This window comes from Sphingomonas benefaciens (assembly GCF_052907485.1).
This window is the reverse complement of record NZ_JBREIC010000001.1, coordinates 200,787-223,233: the sequence shown is the minus strand read 5'-3', so window position 1 is coordinate 223,233 and position 22,447 is coordinate 200,787. Positions and strand designations below refer to the sequence as shown.

Annotated in this window: 17 protein-coding genes; 5 read left to right on the top strand and 12 right to left on the bottom strand. The window is 69.0% G+C overall.

The window, feature by feature from the left end:
* The first annotated feature begins 8 nt into the window (after positions 1–8).
* Positions 9–590: a CC0125/CC1285 family lipoprotein gene (locus ACU5AX_RS00995; RefSeq protein WP_198353137.1), complete on the top strand. Its 582-nt coding sequence runs from the start codon at positions 9–11 to the stop codon at positions 588–590.
* Positions 591–693: 103 nt separating this feature from the next.
* Here the strand turns inward: ACU5AX_RS00995 and secA are convergent, their stop codons facing one another.
* The 3 genes from secA to ACU5AX_RS00980 all read right to left on the bottom strand — a co-directional run bounded on the left by secA (position 694) and on the right by ACU5AX_RS00980 (position 4,539).
* Positions 694–3,438: a preprotein translocase subunit SecA gene (secA, locus tag ACU5AX_RS00990; RefSeq protein ID WP_446689301.1), complete on the bottom strand. Its 2,745-nt coding sequence runs from the start codon at positions 3,436–3,438 to the stop codon at positions 694–696.
* A gap of 105 nt (positions 3,439–3,543) precedes the next feature.
* Positions 3,544–3,795 (bottom strand): hypothetical protein, encoded by a 252-nt coding sequence (locus tag ACU5AX_RS00985; protein WP_446689300.1) that lies wholly within the window; start codon positions 3,793–3,795, stop codon positions 3,544–3,546.
* A gap of 96 nt (positions 3,796–3,891) precedes the next feature.
* Entirely contained in the window at positions 3,892–4,539 is a 648-nt protein-coding gene (locus tag ACU5AX_RS00980) for an energy transducer TonB (RefSeq protein ID WP_446689299.1), read from the bottom strand.
* Positions 4,540–4,610: 71 nt separating this feature from the next.
* On the opposite strand from ACU5AX_RS00980, the gene argJ reads away from it, so the two are divergent.
* Both argJ and ACU5AX_RS00970 read left to right on the top strand, forming a co-directional pair.
* Positions 4,611–5,843 (top strand): bifunctional glutamate N-acetyltransferase/amino-acid acetyltransferase ArgJ, encoded by a 1,233-nt coding sequence (gene argJ / locus ACU5AX_RS00975; RefSeq protein ID WP_446689298.1) that lies wholly within the window; start codon positions 4,611–4,613, stop codon positions 5,841–5,843.
* 10 nt (positions 5,844–5,853) lie between these two features.
* Positions 5,854–6,648, top strand: coding sequence for an inositol monophosphatase family protein (locus tag ACU5AX_RS00970; RefSeq protein ID WP_446689297.1), 795 nt, complete (start codon positions 5,854–5,856; stop codon positions 6,646–6,648).
* A 54-nt stretch (positions 6,649–6,702) separates the two neighbouring features.
* Here the strand turns inward: ACU5AX_RS00970 and trxA are convergent, their stop codons facing one another.
* The 9 genes from trxA to ACU5AX_RS00925 form a co-directional block, all read right to left on the bottom strand.
* Positions 6,703–7,026: a thioredoxin TrxA gene (gene trxA, locus ACU5AX_RS00965; RefSeq protein ID WP_198353143.1), complete on the bottom strand. Its 324-nt coding sequence runs from the start codon at positions 7,024–7,026 to the stop codon at positions 6,703–6,705.
* 60 nt (positions 7,027–7,086) lie between these two features.
* Positions 7,087–10,512, bottom strand: coding sequence for a double-strand break repair helicase AddA (addA, locus tag ACU5AX_RS00960; protein WP_446689296.1), 3,426 nt, complete (start codon positions 10,510–10,512; stop codon positions 7,087–7,089).
* Positions 10,499–13,453: a double-strand break repair protein AddB gene (addB, locus tag ACU5AX_RS00955; RefSeq protein ID WP_446689295.1), complete on the bottom strand. Its 2,955-nt coding sequence runs from the start codon at positions 13,451–13,453 to the stop codon at positions 10,499–10,501. The genes addA and addB overlap by 14 nt, the downstream gene beginning before the upstream one ends.
* A complete protein-coding gene (locus ACU5AX_RS00950; protein WP_446689294.1) occupies positions 13,446–14,201 on the bottom strand; it encodes a nucleotidyltransferase family protein in 756 nt (251 codons plus the stop codon). Before ACU5AX_RS00950 ends, addB begins: the two co-directional genes overlap by 8 nt.
* Complete coding sequence (locus tag ACU5AX_RS00945) at positions 14,198–15,163, bottom strand: aminoglycoside phosphotransferase family protein (protein WP_446690433.1); 966 nt, start codon at positions 15,161–15,163, stop codon at positions 14,198–14,200. Before ACU5AX_RS00945 ends, ACU5AX_RS00950 begins: the two co-directional genes overlap by 4 nt.
* Complete coding sequence (tsaE, locus tag ACU5AX_RS00940) at positions 15,160–15,606, bottom strand: tRNA (adenosine(37)-N6)-threonylcarbamoyltransferase complex ATPase subunit type 1 TsaE (RefSeq protein ID WP_446689293.1); 447 nt, start codon at positions 15,604–15,606, stop codon at positions 15,160–15,162. The genes ACU5AX_RS00945 and tsaE overlap by 4 nt, the downstream gene beginning before the upstream one ends.
* A complete protein-coding gene (locus ACU5AX_RS00935) occupies positions 15,603–17,936 on the bottom strand; it encodes a sensor histidine kinase (protein WP_446690432.1) in 2,334 nt (777 codons plus the stop codon). The genes tsaE and ACU5AX_RS00935 overlap by 4 nt, the downstream gene beginning before the upstream one ends.
* Positions 17,937–18,097: 161 nt before the next feature.
* Positions 18,098–19,516, bottom strand: a complete 1,419-nt coding sequence (ahcY, locus tag ACU5AX_RS00930) for an adenosylhomocysteinase (RefSeq protein ID WP_446689292.1) — start codon at positions 19,514–19,516, stop codon at positions 18,098–18,100.
* Positions 19,517–19,607: 91 nt separating this feature from the next.
* The gene (locus tag ACU5AX_RS00925) at positions 19,608–20,168 is read right to left on the bottom strand and encodes a YqgE/AlgH family protein (RefSeq protein ID WP_446689291.1); all 561 of its coding nucleotides are present in this window, start codon (positions 20,166–20,168) and stop codon (positions 19,608–19,610) included.
* Positions 20,169–20,269: 101 nt separating this feature from the next.
* Between ACU5AX_RS00925 and ACU5AX_RS00920 the strand changes: the two genes are divergently transcribed.
* Positions 20,270–20,749, top strand: a complete 480-nt coding sequence (locus ACU5AX_RS00920; RefSeq protein ID WP_446689290.1) for a peroxiredoxin — start codon at positions 20,270–20,272, stop codon at positions 20,747–20,749.
* Positions 20,750–20,927: 178 nt separating this feature from the next.
* On the top strand, positions 20,928–22,364 hold the full coding sequence (locus tag ACU5AX_RS00915) for an AMP nucleosidase (protein ID WP_446689289.1): 1,437 nt from the start codon (positions 20,928–20,930) through the stop codon (positions 22,362–22,364).
* The last annotated feature ends 83 nt before the right edge of the window (positions 22,365–22,447 follow it).

Here is a 22,447-nt window from a genome sequence, read left to right as displayed (position 1 = left end):
AGGGAAACATGATGCATCTAGGCCGCAAGGCTGTGGTTGCGGCATTGGCCGCGAGCACGCTGCTGGTCGCCGGCTGCGCGACCGAGACTACCTATCGCCCCGCCACCGGGCAGGGCTTCAACCGCACCGGCTACAGCGATCGTCAGGTCGAAGCCGATCGGTTCATCGTCAGCTTCGCCGGCAACAGCGTCACATCGCGCGACACCGTCGAACGCTATCTGCTGTTCCGCGCCGCGGAACTGACGCTGCAGAATGGCTATGACTATTTCGTGATGGCCAATCGCGACACCGATCGCCAGACGCGCACCTATACGACGCCCGGCTTCGGCTATGGCGGCTTCGGCGGCTATTGGGGACCGTCGTGGCGCTATTATGGCCGCGGTTTCGGCTGGCGCAGCTGGGACCCGTGGTTCGGCGGCTTCGGCCCGTGGGACAATGGCTTCGATATCCGTCAGATCGATCGCTATGAAGCGACGGCGGAGATCGTCATGCGCAAGGGACCGATCCCGCGCGACAACCTGCGCGCGTTCAACGCCCGTTCGGTGGTCGACACGATCGGGCCGACCGTGGTGCTGCCCAAGACGAACTGAGCCGCCCCATCGGGCCTGGAATGCAGAAAGGGCCGGTCGCCATCGCGACCGGCCCTTTTCTGTTGCCGCGGTCCGGGTCGGATGACCCGAACCGACGAACCGCTCAGACGGTCACCGCCCCGTGGCAGTGCTTGTATTTGCGTCCCGAACCGCACGGGCATGGCGCGTTGCGGTTGACGCGGCCTTCCCAATGTTCCGGATTGTCGCCGAGGTCGGGTGCTTCGGGCTGCACCATTTGCATCGGCGGCAGCTGCGGCGTGACGCGGCCGAGGGTACCGGCGTCGATGTCCGCCGAATTGTCCTCGCCCGTGAACGGGTCGAAATGCGTGGTGATGAAGTCCGGCAGGTCGGGCAGCGGCGGCGGCGCCTGGATCTGGAATTCGGCGAAGGCGATCGTGCGCGTCACGTCCTCGCGGATCGCGTCGAGCATCCGCTGGAACAGGCTGAACGCCTCCTGCTTATACTCGTTGATCGGGGTCTTCTGCGCATAGGCGCGCAGGTGGACGACCTGCCGCAACGCGTCGAGCGTCGCGAGATGCTCCTTCCAATGATGGTCGAGATTCTGGAGCAGGATCGACTTCTCGACCTGCTGCCACGTCTCCGGCTCGAGCTGCGCGGCCTTTTCGGCGACCATGGCGTCGGCGGCCTCGCGCACCCGCTCCTCGACCACTTCCGGATCGATCGCATCCTCCTTCAGCCAGTCGTCGACCGGCATGTCGAGGTTGAGCGTCTCGACCAGCCGCGTCTTCATGCCGGCGACGTCCCATTGCTCGGGATAGGAGCCGACCGGGCACGCCTCGCCGACGATGACGTTGACCGTCTCGGCCCGCATGTCGCTGACCACGTCGCCCACGGTTTCGGCATCCATGATGTCGGCGCGCTGCTCGTAGATCACCTTGCGCTGATCGTTCATCACGTCGTCATATTCGACGACCTGCTTGCGGATGTCGTAGTTGCGCGCCTCGACCTTCTTCTGCGCGGTCTCGATCGCCTTGGTCAGCCACTTGGACCCGATCGCCTCGCCATCCTCAATGTTCGAACGCATCATGCGCGCGAACAGCGTGTCCGGCCCGAAAATGCGGAGCAGATCGTCGTCGAGGCTGAGGTAGAAGCGCGACAGGCCGGGGTCGCCCTGACGCCCCGAACGGCCGCGCAGCTGGTTGTCGATGCGGCGGCTCTCGTGCCGCTCGGTGCCGAGCACGAACAGGCCGCCGGCGGCGAGCACTTCCTGCTTCTCCGCCTCAATCTCGGTGCGGATCCGCGCCGCCGCCGCCTCATAGTCCGGCGTGCCCTCGGCCAGGTCGGGATGCTCGTCGAGCATGCGGAATTCAAGGTTGCCGCCCAATTTGATGTCGGTGCCGCGGCCCGCCATGTTGGTCGCGATCGTCACTGCGGCCTTGCGGCCCGCCTGGGCGACGATATGCGCTTCCATTTCGTGATAGCGTGCGTTCAGCACCTTATGCTCGACGCCTTCCTGCACCAGGAACTCGCTGAGCAGCTCGGACTTCTCGATCGACACCGTGCCGACCAGCACCGGCTGGCCCTTGGCGGCATGTTCGCGGATCTTCTTGGCGATCGCGCGGAACTTGTCGTGCGTGTCCTTGTAGAATTCGTCCTCCTCGTCGACGCGCTGCACCGGCACGTTGGTCGGGATGGTGACTACGTTCATCTTGTAGATGTCGTAGAATTCCGCCGCTTCCGTCGCCGCGGTGCCAGTCATGCCGGCGAGCTTGGGATACATGCGGAAATAGTTCTGGAAGGTGATCGAGGCCATGGTCTGGTTCTCGGGCTCGATCGTCACGCCTTCCTTAGCCTCGACCGCCTGGTGCAGGCCGTCCGACCAGCGCCGCCCGTCCATCATGCGACCGGTGAATTCGTCGATGATGACGACCTTGCCGTCCTTGACGATATAATCGGTGTCGCGCTTGAACATCATGTTGGCGCGCAGCGCCTGGTTGAGGTGGTGGACCACCTGCGTATTCTCGAAATCGTAGAGGTTGGCGCCCTGCAGCAGGCCGGCCGCCTCGAGCAGGCGCTCGGCGCGCTCGGTGCCGTCCTCGGTCAGGATGATCGACTTCTGCTTCTCGTCCTTCTCGTAATCGTCGGCCGTCAGCTGTTTCACGATCGCGTCGACGCCCATGTACAGCTCCGACTTGTCGTCGGTCGGACCGGATATGATCAACGGCGTGCGCGCCTCGTCGATCAGCACCGAATCGACCTCGTCGACAATCGCCATGCTGAAGGCGCGCTGGACCATGCTGGTCCGCTCATACTTCATGTTGTCGCGCAGATAGTCGAAGCCGAACTCGTTGTTCGTGCCGTAGGTGATGTCGCTGTTGTAGGCGGCGCGACGCTGTTCGTCGGTGAGGTTGGGGATGATCGTGCCGACGGTCAGGCCGAGGAAGCGATAGACCTGCCCCATCCATTCCGCATCGCGAGCCGCCAGATAGTCGTTGACGGTGATGACGTGGACGCCCTCGCCCGGCAGCGCGTTGAGATAGGTGGCGAGCGTCGCGACCAGCGTCTTGCCCTCGCCGGTGCGCATCTCGGCGATCTCGCCGCGGTGGAGGACGATGCCGCCGATCATCTGCACGTCGAAATGGCGCATGCCGAGCACGCGCACCGCCGCCTCGCGCACCGTGGCGAACGCCTCGGGCAGCAGGTCGTCGAGCTTGGCGCCATTGGCCAGCTGTTCGCGGAACTTCGCGGTCTGCCCGGCGAGATCGGCATCGGACAGCGCCTGGAGCTGCGGCTCGAAGGCGGCGATCTTGGCGATGATCGGGTTCAAGGATTTGACGTATCGGTCGTTGGACGAACCGAACAGGGATTTGGCGAGGCCGCCGAGCATAAGCATATGTCCTGCAAGAAAGAGCGCGCGCGCCGATGCGCAACGCGGCCGATGAGTCGGAAAAGTCGAATGCGGCCTGGGCCGCTGCAAACATCGGGCGCGGCGCTACTCGCGCCGACGGCTCGCGTAGAGCGGCGCGGTCGCCACAGCGAGAACAGGCAACGCGGCGGCTGCACGGACCATCGCAACCGTCAGCTTCGCGGATTGTGGACGCCGAGCAGCGCGAACCGCACGGACCTGCGCCGCAGCGGCGGTGACCTGCGCGCTGATCTCCTGCGCCGCGGCGGGCGCCCGCCCGGCCGAACCGACGCCGGTCAGCGCGGACAGCAGGGCAGAGAGGAGCAACAGCAGGTTCATTGCGCGCCCGGCATAGGGGCTGTGGCGGCGGGCGTCTACTAACACATCGCTGGTTGAAAGGCCGTTCTGCACAGAGCTGGGAGACAGCGGCCTCGGTTATTGCGCCGGAAGCAGCGTGAGCGTCGTCACGTACCTCGCGCGTGCGGTCACCGGCATGCCATTGTGCTGGAGCGGCGGAAACATCGCCTTGCCCGTCGGGAATCCTATACAGGGATCACCGACCTCAGTCGTGCGCCGAATGATCTTGCAACCTGCCACCGCTCCCGAAGCCGTGAGAGAAAGCTCGACTTCATTGTCGATGACAGAATTCGGGGTGTCGCCGACTTCCATAGTCGGCGGTCCGGCATTATCGGTTAGTGCCCATCGCACGCCGCGCAACTGATACGTGCTGGCAACTGGCACGCCACTCTGGCGAGCTGGGTGGAAGCGAGCGTTGCGCATTGCCATGCTGCACGTCTCTGCATCGAGCAACGCGAAGCCACTCGATTCTGTCACCGTACAGTCGGTGGGCTTTCCTTGCGCGTCGATAGCGAGCTTGAGCAACACCCTGCCCTGCTGACCCGCCCGGCGCGCAACCGGCGGATAGGCCTCGAACGGAAACCAGTCACCCTGAGAGCCGATAGGAAATGGCGGCTCGTAGCCGCTGGGCGAGGCCGCGCGGGGCGGATCGGCTTGCGGCGCGGTCGCGGGCGTCGTCGCCTGCATCACCAGAATCATCGGCAACGCCGTCGTCATGTCGATCATCGCCCTACCCCCTACCCCGCTGTCATCATCCCGTCGTTGATACGGGCCGCGACTGCTTCCATAGCGGCAGCATGACAGATCATGCGCGCTCGCCGCTGGCCCCCGCCGCCTTCCCCGCCCTGCCCGCGATCGCCGGCGTCGTGCCGCATGTCGCGCGGGCACGCTACAAGACTTGGGACCGCTGCGACCTGACCTTCGTCGCGCTCGCGCCGGGGACGAGCGTCGCGGGCGTGCTGACGCAGAGCAAATGCCCGTCGCCGGAGGTGGAATGGTGCCGCAAGGCGCTGACGCTCGGGCAGGCGCGGGCACTGGTCGTCAACGCCGGCAATTCCAACGCCTTCACCGGCCATCGCGGTCGCACCGCGGTGGAAGCGATCGCGGCGCGGACCGCCCAGCACATCGGCTGCCAGCCGTCGGACGTGTTCGTCGCCTCGACCGGCGTGATCGGCGTGCCGCTGCCGGTCGACAAGGCGGAGGCCGGGCTCGACGCGGCCTTTGCCGCCGAACCGTGCGACTGGCAGGCGGCGGCGGAGACGATCGGCACCACCGACACCTATCCGAAGGGCGCGACCACCACCGCGATCGTCGATGGGCGGACCGTGACCCTGGTCGGCATCATCAAGGGGTCGGGCATGATCGCGCCGGACATGGCGACGATGCTCGGCTTCATCTTCACCGATGCGGCGGTCGAGCCCGGCTTCCTGCAGGCGGCGCTCAACGCCGCGAACACCACCACCTTCTCGTGCATCACCGTCGACGGCGACACGTCGACCAGCGACACGGTGCTCGCCTTCGCCACCGGCACGGCCGGCAATACGCCGCTCGCCGGGCCCGACAGCGACGGTGCCGATGCCTTCGCCGCGGCGCTCGCCGATCTGTGCCGCCAGTTGGCGCTGTTGGTCGTGCGCGACGGCGAGGGCGCGAGCAAGCTCATCCAGATCACCGTCGCGGGCGCGGAAAGCGACCGCAGCGCGCACCGCATCGCCATGTCGATCGCCAATTCGCCGCTGGTCAAGACGGCGATCGCGGGCGAGGACGCCAATTGGGGCCGCGTCGTCATGGCCGTCGGCAAGGCCGGCGAGCCGGCCGAGCGCGACAGATTGTCGATCCGCTTCGGTACGACGCAGGTCGCCGAAGGCGGCCTCGCGGTCGAGGGCTATGACGAGGCACCGGTCGCCGCGCATCTGAAGGGGCAGGAGGTCGAGATCGGCGTCGACCTCGGCCTCGGCGACGGCGTCGCGACGGTTTGGACGTGCGACCTGACGCACGGCTATATCGCGATCAACGCCGATTATCGGAGCTGAAGAGGCCGAAATGACCCACAAGCACCATGACGCCGTCGTCGCGCTGATGCGCCGGGTCGGGGCCGAGATCGTGATGCCACATTTCCGCAACCTGTCACCCGAACAGGTGATCGAGAAGGCGGCGGACGATCTCGTCACCGTCGCCGATCGCGCCAGCGAGGCGGCGCTGACCGAAGGGCTGCTGGCGATCGACGCCACCGCGCGGGTCGTCGGCGAGGAGGCGGTGGCCGCCGATCCGACGATCCTCGACGGTATCGACCGCGGCCGCGTCTGGATCGTCGATCCGATCGACGGGACCAACAATTATGCCAATGGCCGCACCCCTTTCGGCATCATGATCGCGCTTGCCGAAGACGACGTGGTGCAGGCGGGCTGGATCTTCGATCCGGTGAGCGACCGGCTGGTCCATGCGGTCGCCGGTGGCGGTGCGTTCGTCGACGGCGAGCGGGTCTTCGCACGCGGCACGGGCGGCACGCAGCCCGTGGCGGGCGTGGCGACCTATTTTTTGTCGGCCGAGGAATTGGCCGACATCGACGCGCGCGCCGCCGGCCACTGGCAGATCAAGCCGATGCCACGTTGTGCGGCGGAACAATATCCCCGGCTGGTGCTGGGCACCGATGACGCCGCGCTGTTCCGCCGGACATTGCCGTGGGATCATGCCGCCGGCAGCCTGTTCCTGCGCGAGGCCGGGGGCGTCGTACGGCGGCTCGACGGGGCGGACTATCGGATCGGTGATGGCCGAAGCGGGATGATCGCGGCGGCATCGCCGGCATTGTGGGAGCGCGCGCGAGCGGTGCTGGCCTGAGCCGCGAATCGCAGCCCGTCAAACGAAGGGGGGCGTAGGACGCCCCCCAAAACCTCAGGCAAGTTCACCTTCCAGCCAGGCCTTGATCCGGCCCTTTGGCTCGGCACCGACCTTGGTCGCCGCCGGCGCGCCGGCCTTGAACAGGATCATCGTCGGAATGCCACGCACGCCGTAACGGCCCGGCGCATCGGGATTGTCGTCGATGTTGAGCTTGGCGATCGTCACCTTCTCGCCCAGTTCCTCCGACAGTTCCTCTAGGCTCGGCCCGATCATCTTGCACGGTCCGCACCATTCCGCCCAGAAATCGACCAGCACGGGGCCATCGGCATTGAGCACGTCGCTCTGGAAGCTGGAATCGGTGATCGTCTTGGTCGCCATGGATAATCTCCTTTGCACCCCATTTAGGATGGGGCGGGTGTCGGCTCAACCGCTTGGGGGCTAGCTTTGCTCCGGCCGCGCCAAGCCTGGCTTGTGCGCGGCGAGCAGCGTCGGCGGCAGGTCGAAGAGCCGCGGCCCGGCGGTGTAGAGCAGCCCCGCCTCCACCCTTCGGCCCGGGAAGACGATCGCCAGCGCGGCGGCATAGGCGCCGAGCTGGGCGAGGTGATAGGCGGGGATCTCGTCACGGTTCGCGGGCGGCCGGCGGCCGGTCTTGAAGTCGACGACGCGTACCGCCTCTGCCGTGACCAGCAGCCGGTCGACGGTGCCCGACACGACGGTGCCGTCGTCCAGCGTCGCGGCGATCGGCGCCTCCGCCAGCGCCTCCGGACCGAACAGGTCGGCGAAGCGCGGATCGTCGAGGATCGACAGCACGCACTCGACGATCTCCGCGCGCGCGACCGGATCGGCGAGGCCGCCGGCGCCGGCGAGCCAGCGATCGGCAGCACCCGCCCGGTCCGACGGCGCCACCGCCGGCAGGCGTTCGAATAGCGCATGGTAGAGCCGGCCACGCTCCGCCGCGGCGCGCATCGCGGCGGCAGGGGGCGGATCGCTGACCTCGTCCTCGCCGAGCGCGGACGGGGCGAGCGGGCGCGGCGGTCGGCTTTCCTGCGGCGCCGCCTGGCGTGCCCATGCCGGCACCGCGGCACGCTCGGTCGTCTCGCCGACCGCGGGCGGGCGCGGCTTGACCGGCGGTTGCGGCTCGCTGCCGGCGAAGCTGCGCGCGCCCTCCCCCACGGCGCCGAGCGCGTCGAAGGCGCGGGCGGCGGCGGCATACCAGCTCGCCTCGGGCGGCACACCCTTGGCCCGCGGGCCAAGTGCCCCGCTGATCACCAGCCGTTCCTCGGCGCGCGTCGCGGCGACGTAGAACAGCCGCCAATGCTCCTCGAGCTCGCGCCGTTCGAGTTCGCTGATCGCAATGTCGAGCGGCCCGCCCCGCTCGGCCGAGCGCGGGCGAAAGATCGGGATCGGCTGGGCACCGGGCTCGGGCGACCAGCGCACCAGCGTACGTGGCGCGGCGGTGGGATCGACCGTGGCATCGGCAAGGATGACGAGCGGCGCCTGCAGACCCTTGGCGCCGTGCGCGGTCATCACCCGCACCGCATCGAGTGGCGCCGAGGGATCGCGGACGATCTCGACGTCGCCGCGGTCGAACCAGTCGAGGAACCGCTGCAGCGACGGCGTCGAACTGGTCTCGAACAACAGTGCGGCGTTGAGCAATTCCTCGATCGGGTCGCGCGCCTCCTCGCCCAGCCGGCGGATCAGCTTGCGCCGGCCGTCGAGCGGCCCCGACAGCAGCGCCTCGAGGAATTGATAGGGCGTGTCGATGTCGGCCCGGCCGAGCATGGCGCGCAACGGCGCGAGCCGCTCGTCGGACTGCGTGTCGGTCAACCGCGACCACAGGCTGCCTGCCGCGCGGGGGGCGGCCGCCATCAGCTCATCCTGCGTCCAGCCGATCAGCGGCGAGACGAGCAGGCTGGCGAGTGACAGATCGTCGTCGGGCTGCAGCACGAAGCGGATGGCGGCAAGCAGGTCCTGCACCGCGAGCGGCGCATTGAGCCGCAACCGATCGACGCCGGCGACCGGCACGCCTTCCGCATAGAGGCGCGCGACGATCAGCGAGGCAAGGTCGCCCCGGCGCTTGACCAGGATCATGACGTCCTCGGGGCGCAGCGGCCGGCCCTTGCTTTCCAGCATCAGCTCGTCCTTCAGCCAATCGCGTACCGCACGCGCGATACGCACCGCCTGTTCGCGCACCGCATCGTCGATCCAGGCTTCCTCGTCCTCCTCGCTGCCGCCGGCGACGACCGGCGGCCACAGGTCGACGCGGCCCGGGCCGGCGACCTCGCTGGCGTGGCGTTCGAGATCGCCGGCGATGCCGAGTCCGGGATCGCCGATCGCCGCCACCGCCGCATCGACGAATTCGAGCACCGGCCGGGTCGAGCGGAAGGAATGGGTCAGCGACAATTGGTTGAACGGCAGGCCGCGTTCCTGCTCCGGCCAGTCGAGGTCGCCCGCCACCGCCGCGGCGCGCTGCGCGAAATGACCCTCCGCCCAGCGGAAGTTGATCGGATCGGTGCCCTGAAAGCCGAAGATCGCCTGCTTATAGTCGCCGACGGTGAACAGCGTCCGCGTCGCCGGTGCGAACACGCCGCGGCCGACGAAGAACTCCGACGCCAGCGCGGTGACGATCCGCCACTGGTTGAGGTTGGTGTCCTGCGCCTCGTCGATCAGCACATGTTCCGTGCCCTGGTCGAGCTTGTAGCGCACCCATTCGCCGATGCCGGGCTGTTCGAGCAGCCGGACGGTGACCGCGATCAGATCGTCGAAATCGACCGCGCCGATCCGCCGCTTCGCCGCCGCATAGGCGCGCGCATAGTCGCGGCCGACGGCCAGCCCCGCGGCGAGCAGATCGGCATAGGCGGCGCGGCTGGTCAGCGACAGCAGGTCGAGGCAATGCGCGCCGAGTTCCGCGGCCAGTTCTTCATAGTCGGGCTCGGCATCGACCAGCTTCTTCGACGCCTTGCGGGGCTCGTTCTTGCCGGTCAACACCGTACCGGCCAAATCCTCCAGCGTCTGCGCGCGAGATCCGGGCGACGCGGCCAGCCAGGCATCGAAGCGCGCGGCATGGCCGAGCCCCGTCGCCGTCGCCCAGGCGCGGTTCGCCGCCGCCAGCCGCTCGATCACCCCAGTGTCGATCAGGTCGCAGCCCGAGGCCAGCGCGTCGCCGATATCGCCCTGGGGCAGGTCGAGTGCGCGGCGCAGCCACGGCTGGATGCCGCTCGGCAAGGCCTCCAGCGCCGGCAGCGACCGTGCGCACGCAAGCAGGAAGGCTTCCGCCCCGCCCTCGCCGAGACGCAGCGACAGCGCGCCGATCGTGTCGATCGGCGTCAGCCGCCCCTCGCGCTCCGCATCGGCGAGCTGCTGGGCGAGCGTCTCGCGCGCCAGCACCGCCTCCTCGCGCGCCTCCAACGGGCGGAAGCCGGGGGTCAGCGCCGCCTCGACCGGGAAGGCGGCCAGAAGGCTCTGGCAGAAGCCGTGGATCGTCTGGATGCGCAGGCCACCGCCCGGCGCATCGAGCACGCGCGCGAACAGGGTACGGGCGCGATCCTGCAACGCCGGCGTCGCCCGCTCGCCGAGTGCCTCCAGGTCGGCGGCCAATTGCGTCGGCGCCATCCGCACCCAGGCGGCAAGCCGAGTGTTGATCCGCTGCGCCATTTCCGCCGCGCCCGCCTTGGTGAAGGTCAGGCAGAGGATCGCCGAGGGCTGGACGTCGCGCAGCAACAGGCGAAAGACGCGCGCGGCCAGAACCTGGGTCTTGCCCGTCCCGGCGGAGGCGGACAGCCAGACATGCGCCTGCGGATCGCTGGCGGCGGCCTGCGCACCCTTCAGCCGCGGCAGCGTGGCGAGCGTGTCAGTCGCGGCCATACCATTCATCCCGGCGCATCAATTGGTCATATTCGGCATAAGGGGCGTATTCGGGCACCAGCTTGGCCGTGAAGGGGGCGTCCCCGGTCAACCAATTCCCCGCCGCCTCGACGAAATTGGCGACGGCGATGGCGGTGAAGTCGGCGGTGACGATCCGGTCGCGCTGGCCGTCGGGATGGACCGGCGTGTCGATATAGCCGAACTGGTCGCGCTTCTTGCCAAGCGACCAATATTCGAACGCCGCCGCCTTGCCGCGGACATCGGCGAAACCGCCCCGTTCCGCCAGCGCGCCGAGCAGGCCAAGCTGCAGGCTGTAGCCTGCCCGTACCGCGGCGGCAGAGGGCGGCTTGCCGGTCTTGTAATCGACGATCGCGAGGCTGCCGTCGGCCAGCCGGTCGACGCGATCGTAGCGGCCGGTCAGCACGATGCCGGCGATCTCCGCCTTGCCGGCCCCTTCCGCACTGGCGACCTGGCGACCGTCCGCTGCCTGCGCCTCGACCTGGCGCGCGATCCAGTCGATCGCCTCCATCAGCCGCGGCCGCCACAGCGCCCGCATCATCGGATGGGTCCGCTCGTCCGCCAGCATTGCGTCGGCCCGCGCGATCAGCGTCGCCGGTGCGCAGCGATCCTGCCGCCACCATTCCTCCAGAATACGGTGCACCTCGGTACCGCGCCACGCCGCCGTCGGGTCGGCATCGACCGGGTCGAGCGGCATCAGCGCCAGCACCCGCCGGGCGTAGAAGGCATAGGGGTCCGCCTTCAACCGGTCGATCTCGGTGACCGAAATCGCCTTGGGCCGCAGCGCGGCGGGCGGCACCGGTGCGGGCCGATCGGCGGGACGATATTCCCCCGGCGCGTCGAGCGCATGGACCCAGCGTTCCAGATCGTGTGCGCGGGTGAAGCGGTCCCCCGCCATCGCCTGCAGCCGCAGCCATAGGCGCGACGCCAGCGTCGGCCCCGCCGCATCGCGCCGCGCCCGCGTGACCAGCACCGCCGGCGCCCCCAGCGCCTGGCCGAATTCGTGGGCCGCGACGCCCACCGCATATTCGAGACCCGGCAGCCCCAGCGCCATGCGAATACGCGGCGCCAGCCAGGGGTCGGGTGCCGGCCGCCCCGGCCACACGCCCTCGTTGAGGCCGCCCAGCACCATCAGGTCCGCGGTCTGCAATCGCGCCTCGAGCAGGCCGTAGATGGCGATGCGCGGGTGGTTGCGCCCACTCGGCAGGCGGACCGCCACCTCGTCGAGCAGCCCGCGCAGCAAGGGCGCGAGCCCGGCCGGATCGACGCGCGGCGGCCCGGCGGCGGCGGCCGCCTCCAGATCGTCGATGAACTGCGCCGCCGCTCGCCCCGGCAGGCCCGCCCAGAGATCGTCGTCGCACAGACTTTGCGCCGTCTCCCGCACACAGGCGAGCATCGCCGCCATCGGCTGGGCGCCATCGTCGAACGTCCGCTCGATCGGACGAAGCAGCGCGGCCGCCTCCTCCCACCAGGCCAGCGCCTGCTTGCGGCCGTTGCGTTCCAGATGCGCGGCGATGCCGTCGAGCCCCGGTGCCGGCCGCGGGCCGCGCAAGGCGCGGTCGAGCCGGCGCACGCCGTCGAGCCACGCCAGTCGCCGCGCGCCGGTGCGCACCAACGGATGTTTGAGCAGCGCGAGCAAGGCGAGCGGCGCGAACCGCTGCGCCGCCGCCTCCGCCAGCGCGAGCAGCAGCGTGCCCGACGCATAGAGCGACAGCGGCCGGCCGGCCGAATCGTTGGCGGTGATGCCCCAGCGCTCCAGATGCGCCGCGACGCGCCGCGCCAGCGCCCGATCGGGGGTGACGAGCGCGGCGGTGCGTCCCCCCTCCTCTAGCGCGCCGCGCAGCGCGAGCGCGATCGCCTGCGCCTCTTCCGCCGGCGTCGCCAGCTCGGCGGCGGTGACCCCGGTCAGCCGCCGCTCCTCCGCCTTCAGCGCGGTCCATTTGCCGGTGAAGGCGGCAGGCGCCAGGGCATTGGCGACCGCGCGCCCGCGGATCGCGCCGGCATCGGGGCCAGCAGTGCCCGGCCAATTGGCGAATTCGCCGCGGCCGACGCCCATCCGCTCCATCAGCTGCTTCATGTGGAATTGCGGATGCGTCTCGATCGCTCGCCGGACGAGGCCGGTGACCGGGTCCGGCGCATGAGGACCCAGCGCGTCCCATTCCGCCTCCGGCATGGCGAGGTCGAGCCCGGCGAAGACGGTCATCCCCGCCGGCGCCTCCGCGACGCAGCGCAGCAGCCGCGCCACCGCGGGCGCCGGATCGGTGATGCCCGCGGCACAGACGAAGCCCGTCGGCGGCGCCTGCCGCCAACGCCTTGCCAGCCGGTCGAGCAGCATCCGCCGCCGCGTCGCCGCGTCGATCATGCCGAGCCGTGCCAGCTCCGCCGGCCAGCGCTCGAGCACGATGGCGAAGGTCGACAGCGCGCGCTGCCAATGCTCGCTGAGCTCCGGCGCCAGGTCGATGTCGCGCAATGCCGCCGGCGGCACCTCCTCGACCAACAGCTGGTCGAGGGTATGGCAGAGGTCGCCCGCCAGCCGCACCGCTTCGGCGGCGTCGACGGGCTGGCCGGCCCGCGTCCGTTCCTCCTGCACCAGCCGGGCGAGGATCATCCGCCGCTGCATCGGTGCCACCGCGGGCGGCGGCGGATCGAGGTCGTCGGCCGGGTCCAGCGCCGCCCCGACCGCCTCGCCGAGGTCGGCACTGCCGAGCGGCACCAGCCGCGGCAGCAGCAGCCCGCCGCCGCTCGCCCGCACGAAGGCGTTGGTGACCGCGACGACGGCACGATTGTTGGGCAGCAGCACGAGCCCGCGCGCCAACGCCATCGGATCGTCGCCGGCGCGGCGCAGCAGCCCCGCGACCAAAGTATCCGCAAACGCCTTGTGCGAGGGGATGGTGAACAGCTGCGGCCGGCGCGGCTCAGCCATCCGCGATCAGCGCCTCGGTCTTGGGGATCGCCTGCGGCGTGCCGACGTCGAACCACAGACCCTGATGGACCTGCCCGAAGGCGCGACCCGCCTCGATCGCGCGGTTCCAGAACAGATTGGTGGAAAAGGGTCCCTCCGGCCAGTCGACGATCAGCCGCGGATGCAGGATCTGCACCCCGGTAAAGACGAAAGGCGCGGTCGCGCCTTCCCGCCGGCGGCCGGTGATGCGACCGTCGGGGCCAAGGCGGAAATCGCCCTGTCCCTTGTGGTTGTTCGCCCTCGCATAGGGAACGACCTGCAGCAGCGCGTCCATGTCCGCATCGTCCCAGCGCGCGGCGAGCAGCTTCAGCGCGTCCACCGGCCCGTCGAGCCAGAGATTATCGCTGTTGACGACGAGCACCGGATCGTCGCCGAGCAGATGCCGCGCCTTCACCAGGCCGCCGCCCGTCTCCATCAGCTGAGCCCGCTCGTCCGAGAAGACCACCTCGATATCGTCGTAGCGATCGGTCAGATGCGCCTGCAGTACGTCGCCGAGATAATGGACGTTGACCACCGCGCGTTGCACGCCGGCCGCGCGCAGCCGATCGAAGACGTGATCGATCAACGGCTTGCCGGCGACTTCGACCAATGGCTTGGGGCGCGTCGCGGTGAGCGGCCGCATCCGTTTGCCGAGGCCCGCCGCCATCACCATCGCAGTCGCGGGCACGCGGGCGCCGGGGTCGGGGCGCAGCGAGCGCAGCCGCGTCATGCGCCGATCACCAGCGGATCGCCGCGCTTTTCCGGCGGCACGTTGGCGTCGAACCAGGCGGCGACGGGGCGCAGCACCGGCTGCGACAGGTCGCGCTCCAGATAGGCCCAGACCCGCGGGCAGAGCGACGGGTAGCGCGGCTTGCCGTCGCGCTGCCACAGCCGGGTGAAGATGCCGATGATCTTGGCGTTCCGCTGCGCGCCGAGCACGTGATAGGCGTCGAGGAAGGCGTCGCCCGCCCCGGTCGCGGCGCGATAGCGGGCCAGCATCCTGTCCTCCAGCGACGGTTCGACATCGCGGCGGGCATCCTGCAGCAGCGAGACGAGATCATAGGCCGGATGGCCGGCGAGCGCGTCCTGGAAGTCGAGCAGGCCGAGTTGCCGCTGCGCGCCGACCAGCATCAGATTTTCGGCATGATAGTCGCGCAGCACGGTGACGGGCGCATCGGTCAGGGCATGATCGAACACCGCATCCCAGGCCGCGCGATAGCCGTCTACGTCGATCGCCAGCCCCACCGCCGGGCAATACCATTCGACGAACAGCGCCGCCTCGCGGTGCAGGACCTCACGGTCATAGGGGGCCAGCCCCTCGGCGGGATGGCGGGCAAGCGCGACGAGCAGGTCGATCGCCGCCTCGTACAGCGGCACCGCCGCCTCGCCTTCCGCATCCGCGGTCTCGCGCAGCCGGGCGTCACCGAAATCCTCGATCAGGACGAGACCCTGGTCGAGATCGACGGCATGGATCGCAGGCGCGGCGAAGCCGTGCGCGCTGAGCCAGCCGGCGACCGAGAGAAAGGGGCGCGGATCCTCGTGCGGCGGCGGTGCGTCCATCAGGATCGCCCGCCGCTCGCCCGCATGCACCCGGAAATAGCGACGGAAGGAAGCGTCGCCAGCGAGCGGGACGATCTCCCCCGCCCAGCCGTGGCGTGCGAGAAAGGCGGCGGCGCCGCCTGGCGGGGTCATATCGGCCATCGCCGCCTCCATGCCGCGGGGACGTCCGCTGTCAAGATTCGTCCGCCGTCCAAGGCCGGCGCCAGGGTCAGGACGAGTGCATCGGGCCATCGGTCGCCGGCCCGCTCCGGCCATTCGATCAACAGCGCGGAATCGTAGAGCGCGTCGTCCAGGCCGAGTTCGTCGATCTCAGCGGGATCGTCGATCCGATAAAGGTCGACATGGAGCACCGGCAGCCGCACGTCGGGCGGCGCATAGGGCTGGACGATCGCGAAGCTCGGGCTCGGCGCCTCGCCGGCCAGGCCGAGCGCGGCGAGCAGTCCGCGCGCTAGGCTGGTCTTGCCCATGCCGAGATCGCCGCGCAGTGCGATGACGTCGCCGGGGGCGAGCAGGTCGGCCAGCCGGGCGCCGAACGCCTCGGTCGCGGCCGGATCGGCGAGGGCGACGACCGTCATCGCCGCGGCAGCTCCACCGTCACCAGCGTCCCCTGCCCCGGTTCGGAGACGAGGTCGATGGTGCCGCCATGCGCCTCGACGAACTGGCGGGCGAGCGGCAGGCCGAGGCCAAGCGCACGTTCGCCGGTCGGTTGCATGCCGGGTTCGGCGAACCGGTCGAAGGCATGCGCCACCGCCTGCGCGTCCATGCCGAAGCCGTCGTCCGACACGATGATCCGCGCCCGCGTCGCATTGCCGTCGGCGTGCAGCAGGATGCGGCCGCCCTCCGGCGTCGCCGCCACCGCGTGGCGCAGCAGATGCTCGACCACCTCCTTCAGCCGCTTGGGATCACCGGTGACGCGCCCGGCGGACCGCGCCAGCTCGATCGCGAAGTCGAGCTTGCGCCGCTTCGCCGCCGGCTGGATCGTCTCCGCCGCCTGCCGCGCCACCGCCGCCAGATCGACGTCGATCCGCTCGACGTCGGTATCGTCGCCGCCCTGGGTCAGATCGAGCACGTCGTCGATCAGCAGCCCGAGCCGCTCGACCGAATCGAGGATCGCCTGCACATATTGGTCGCCCGCGGGGCTCAGCGCGCCGGCATAGCCCTCATGCAGCATCTCGGCGAAGCCGCTGATCGAGGTCAGCGGCGTGCGCAATTCGTAGCTCATGTTGGCGACGAACTGCGTCTTGACCTTGTCCGCCGCCTCCAGCGCGTTGGCTCGGTCGCGCAACGCCTGTTCGGCGCGGCGGCTGTCGGTGATGTCGAGCATCGTCAGCAGCGCATTGCCGTCCGGCAGCGGCACCGCGGCGAATTCGAAATGGCGGCCGTCGGCGAAGGCGACGCGTCCGCCACGCTGCTGGCGCTCGCTGGTCGCAGAGCGGACCAGTTCGGGGATCAGCACGGCGCGGTTCGGGGTCGCCAGACGCGAGGCCGCGGCCTCCGCGAAACTGTCGACCCGGGGGTGGCCGGCGAGGAATTCCTCCTCGAAGCCCCAGACGCTGCGCAGCCGGTTGTTCCACAGCTGCAGCTTGCCGTCGGCGGCGAATACCGCCAGCGCCTCGAACAAATTGTCGAAGGTCGCAGTGCGAACCCGCAGCAGCGTGTCGCGCGCGCTAGCCAGCTGCACCTGCTCGGTGCGATCCTCGAAGATGACGAGCAGGCCGCCATCCGGCAGCGGCTGCGCAACGACGCGCAGATGCGTGCCGCCCGGCAGATGCCAATTCTCCTCGATCGCGTCCTCGCCGGGGACGAACCAGCTGCGCCGTTCCGCCTTCCAGCTCGGAAAGTCTCGCACCTCCGGCAGGCGGCTGGCCTCACGCATCCGCTCGAGCACGCGGTCGAACTCCGGCCGGTCGGCAAGCCATTCGGCGCGCATCGCGAACATGCGGCGAAACGGCTGGTTACAGAACACCAGCCCGCGATCCGGGCCGAATTGCGCGACGCCGGCCGACAGGCGGTCCAGCATCGCGCGCTGCGCCTCGGCGAAACGCTTGGCGGCGGCGCGCGATTGTTCGAGATCCTCGACATCGACCGCGAAGCCCGCAACCCCGCCGGTCGGCAGCGGCACGTCGTGGATATGCAAGGCGCGGCGCGCGCCATCGATCGTCGCGGGCAGGATCGCGGCTTGCGGACGCCCCGATTCGCGCGCCGTCCGTGCGCCGGCATTGGGGCCACCGCGCCCGGACCCCTCGATCAGCTCGAGCTGCCGCGCGATCACGTCCGCCGCATCGACGCCCTCCACGGCCCGCACATAGGCCGTGTTGACCATCGCCAGCCGGAAATCGGGTCCCCGGTACCACATGGGCAGCGGCGCCGCCTCGATCAGTCCGGTCAGTGCGTCGAACGCCACCGATAGCTCGTCGACCTCGGCGCTCAACCGCGCCGTCTCCGCCTCCGCTTCGGTCGCGTCGATCGCCCACAGCACCACGGCGCCGGTGGCGCCCAAGTCGCCGGGTGCGCGCGCGCCGCGCACGGTGAAACTGCGCCCCGATGCTTGGGGATGCAGGGTCCGGACGAAGCCACGGCCGGCGCGCTGCGCCGCCTTGACCTCCGCCGCCAGGGCCTGCGCCTCGTCCGGAGGGAGGCCGCCGCCATCGCCGGTCAGGTCCTGCAGAAAGCGCGGTGCCGCCGCGAGGCCGAACCAATCGACCAGACGCGGGGGCATTTCGATGCGGCCGTCGGCGCGGATCAGCGTCGCCATGGCGGGGGATACCTGGCGAAGAGCCTCCGTCTCGCGCACCCGCGCCAAGGCTTGGGCGGCTTCGCCCCGCCACCGCCAACCCAGGTAGAGCGCGTAGCTGCCGCCGCCGACGAGCAGCGCGAGCACCACCCCCGTCACGACCGCCGCCATCACCGAAAGCTGGATCAACGCTTACCCCTCGCCTGCCCGACCGGGCGCTCTCCGGGCCAAGCTGTAGAACGGATTGCCGGATTGCGGCAATCGTTGAAGACCGGAAACGGAAAGGGCGGCACCTCGCGGCGCCGCCCCCGTTGCTGCAATCGCGTCGGCGATCAGTAGCGATAGTGATCCGGCTTGAACGGACCCTCGACCGGCACGCCGATATAGCCCGCCTGCTTCGGCGTCAGCTTCGACAGTTGGACGCCCAGCTTCTCGAGGTGCAGCGCCGCCACCTTCTCGTCGAGGTGCTTGGGCAGGACGTAGACCTCGTTCTTGTAGTTCTCGCCCTTGGTCCACAGCTCGATCTGCGCGAGCGTCTGGTTGGTGAACGACGCCGACATCACGAACGACGGGTGGCCGGTCGCGCAGCCCAGGTTCACCAGGCGGCCCTTGGCGAGGACGATGATCTGCTTGCCGTCCGGGAACTCGACCAGGTCGGTGCCCGGCTTCACCTCGGTCCACTTGTAGTTGGACAGAGCGGCGATCTGGATCTCGCTGTCAAAGTGGCCGATGTTGCAGACGATCGACATCGGCTTCATCGCCTTCATGTGATCGGCGGTGATGACGTCGGCGTTGCCGGTCGCGGTGACGAAGATGTCGGAGCGCTTCACCGCTTCCTCCATCGTCACGACCTCATAGCCCTCCATCGCCGCCTGCAGCGCGCAGATCGGGTCGATCTCGGTGACGAGGACGCGCGCGCCGCCGTTGCGCAAGCTGGCGGCCGAACCCTTGCCGACGTCGCCGAAGCCCGCGACGGTCGCGACCTTGCCGGCCAGCATCACGTCGGTGGCGCGGCGGATCGCGTCGACCAGCGATTCTTTGCAGCCGTAGAGGTTGTCGAACTTCGACTTGGTCACCGAGTCGTTGACGTTGATCGCCGGGAACGGCAGCTCGCCCTTCTTGGCGATCTCGTACAGCCGGTGAACGCCGGTCGTCGTTTCTTCCGACACGCCCTTCAGGTTCTTGACCGTCTCGGTCAGATAGCCCGGCTTCTTGGCGATGAACGCCTTCACCGAACGCTGGAACTCGACCTCTTCCTCATTCTCCGGCTCGCCGAAGCTCTGGCCGGCCTCAAGCTTGGCGCCCCACAGCGCGAACATCGTCGCGTCGCCGCCGTCGTCGAGAATGATGTTGGCGGTCTGGCCCTTGCCGTCGTCCCAATCGAAGATCGACCCGACATAGTCCCAATATTCGGCGAGCGTCTCGCCCTTCACGGCGAAGACGGGGATGCCGGCGGCGGCGATCGCCGCGGCGGCATGGTCTTGGGTCGAGAAGATGTTGCAGGTCGCCCAGCGAACGTCGGCGCCGAGCGCGGTCAGCGTCTCGATCAGCACGGCGGTCTGGATCGTCATGTGCAGCGAGCCGGTGATGCGCGCGCCCTTGAGCGGCTGCGACGCGCCGAACTCGTCGCGCAGGGCCATCAGGCCGGGCATCTCGGTCTCGGCGATCTTGATCTCGGCGCGGCCGAAATCGGCCAGACCGATATCCTTGATGACGTAATCGTTGTTCTCGACGGCGATAGCGGTGGCCACGCGACAGGCTCCTCAGACAGGATGGATGGGGCGCCCTTAGCCCGCTTGCCGCCGCTGATCAAATATAAAGATATCTTTATATCTTGTTGGTTCAGGCGGTGCCGGCGTCAGCGACGAGCAGGCGGGGGTCGATCCCCGCCAAAGCGAAGGCGCGGTTCCAGCGGTCTTCGGCGGCCGTGGCGAACAGCAGGCCGTCGTCGCCCGCGACGTTAAACCAGCCCGGCCGGGTCAGTTCGCCGTCGAGCTGCCCCTCGCCCCAGCCGGCATAGCCGAGCGCGACGACGTAGCGGGTCGGCCCCTCGCCGCCGGCGATCGCGCGCAGCACGTCGATCGTGCTCGACATCGCCCAGCGACCGGCGACGTCGATCGTATCCTGGCCGCCCCAGTCGGTGGAATGGAGCACGAAGCCGCGCCGCGGCTCGACCGGGCCACCGAAATGGATCGGCACGTCGGGCGCGGCGCCGTGCGGGATCTCGAACTGGTCGAGCAGATCGTGCAGCCCCAGTCCGTCGATCGTCGCGCCGATACCGATGCCGAGCGCGCCGGCGGCATCGTGAGAGCACATGGCGATCACGGCATGGTCGAAGCGCGGATCGATCATGCCCGGCATGGCGAGCAGGAACTGACCGGTGAGATAGGTGGGATCGCTCATTGCCGTCGAACATAGGGCGTCGCCCGCGCAAAACCCAAGGTTGAAATCGTCCGCGCTTTCGCCGACCAGTCGCGCTCCCTTTCGCTCAGAGGCCCGCCACCATGACCATCTCCATTGGCGCCACCATCCCGTCCGTCACGCTCGTCAAGGTGACCGCGGACGGTCCTGATACGGTTCAGTCGCAAGACTATTTCGCGGGCCGCACCGTCGCGCTGTTCGCGGTGCCGGGTGCGTTCACCCCGACCTGTTCCGCCAAGCATCTGCCCGGCTTCGTCGAGCGCAGGGATGAACTGCTCGCCAAGGGCGTCGACGAGATCGCCTGCACCGCGGTTAACGACGCCTTCGTCATGGCTGCCTGGGCGAAGTCCGCCGGCGCGGAGGGCATCACGATGCTGGCCGACGGCAACGCCGCCTTCGCCGACGCGATCGGCCTCGCGATGGATGCGAGCAAGTTCGGCATGGGCACCCGCTCGGCACGCTATGCGATGCTGGTCGAGGACGGCGTCGTGAAGCAGCTTCACGTCGAGCAGCCGGGCGAATTCAAGGTCAGTAGCGTGGAGCACCTGCTGAGCGAGATGTAACCCGCCTCCCCTGGCAGGGGAGGTGGCAGCGCGCCAGCGCTGGCGGAGGGGGCATCCAAGCAGTGCAGCACATGAGGCGAGCCCCCTCCACCAGCTTCGCTGGTCCCCCTCCCCGCCTGCGGGGAGGATAAGCTGCGGGCGTCTTGCCAGCGTCACGCACCGCGCGTAACCATCCGGGATGTCAACCGCATCCCAGATCGTTGCCGAACTCGACCGCCTCTATCGCGCCTCCGTCGACCGGCTCCAGGCCGCACTCAACGCCTATCTGACCGACGGCACGCCGCCGCCGCCAGAGAGCCGCCACGACGGCAGCTTCGCCTATCCCGTCATCCGCCTGCATTATGCGGGCGACCTAAATCGGCCGACGCCGCCGCGCTCGTTCGGCCGGCTCGTCTCGCCGGGCACCTATACGATCAGCGTCACCAAGCCCGGCCTGTTCGCCGATTACCTCACCGAACAGCTGACGCTGCTGATCGAGGATTACGACGTCACGGTCGAGGCGCTGCCGGGCCGGCAGGAAATTCCCTTCCCCTATGTGCTCGATCCCGGCCATGCGCTGAGCCTCGACACCGTGTCTGCGACCGAACTCGCCCGGCATTTCCCCGCCACCGAATTGTCGCACATCGGCGACGAGATCGCGGACGGCCTGTGGATCGCGGACGCCGACGCGCGCCCGCTGGCCTTGTTCGACGCGCTACGCACCGACTTCAGCCTCGCGCGCCTGCGCCATTATATGGGCACTCCCGCCGAACACACGCAGCGCTTCGTGCTGTTCACCAACTATCATCGCTATGTCGATGAATTCGTTCGCTGGGGTGCGTCGCAGCTTGGCGAAGGATCGCGCTTCACCGCATTGTCGGGCGCGGGCAATATCGTCATCACCAGCCCGGCGGACGTCGACAAGCTGGTCACCGACAGCGCCTGGCGCCGGCACCAGATGCCCGCGTATCATCTGATGGCGGAGGACGGCACCGGCATCACCCTCGTCAACATCGGCGTTGGCCCGTCGAACGCCAAGACGATTTGCGACCATCTCGCGGTGATGCGGCCGGAGGCTTGGCTGATGATCGGCCATTGCGGCGGCCTGCGCCCCAGCCAGCGGATTGGCGACTATGTCCTCGCCCATGCCTATCTGCGCGACGATCACGTCCTCGACGACGTGCTGCCGCCCGAAATCCCCGTGCCGGCGATCGCCGAGGTGCAGCAGGCCCTCGCCAAGGCGTCGGAGATCATTTCCGGCCAGTCTGGCGAGGAGTTGAAAAGAAGGTTGCGGACGGGGACGATCGTAACCACCGACGACCGCAACTGGGAATTGCGCTATTCGGCGTCGGCTTTGCGCTTCTCGCTGAGCCGCGCGGTCGGCATCGACATGGAATCGGCGACGATCGCGGCGCAGGGGTATCGCTTCCGCGTCCCTTATGGCACGTTGCTCTGCGTGTCGGACAAGCCGCTGCACGGCGAGCTCAAGCTGCCGGGGCAGGCCAACCGCTTCTACGAACGTGCGATCAGCGAGCATATGCGGATCGGCATCGAGACGTGCGAGCAGCTGCGCCGCGAGGGCGACCGGTTGCACAGCCGCAAGCTGCGCGCGTTCGACGAACCACCCTTCCGCTAAGCCGCCACGACTGCTCGGCAAATCCTATGCCGTAGCGACGCGTAGGAAACCATCGGCCGATAATGCGTTACGGTTGCGAACCG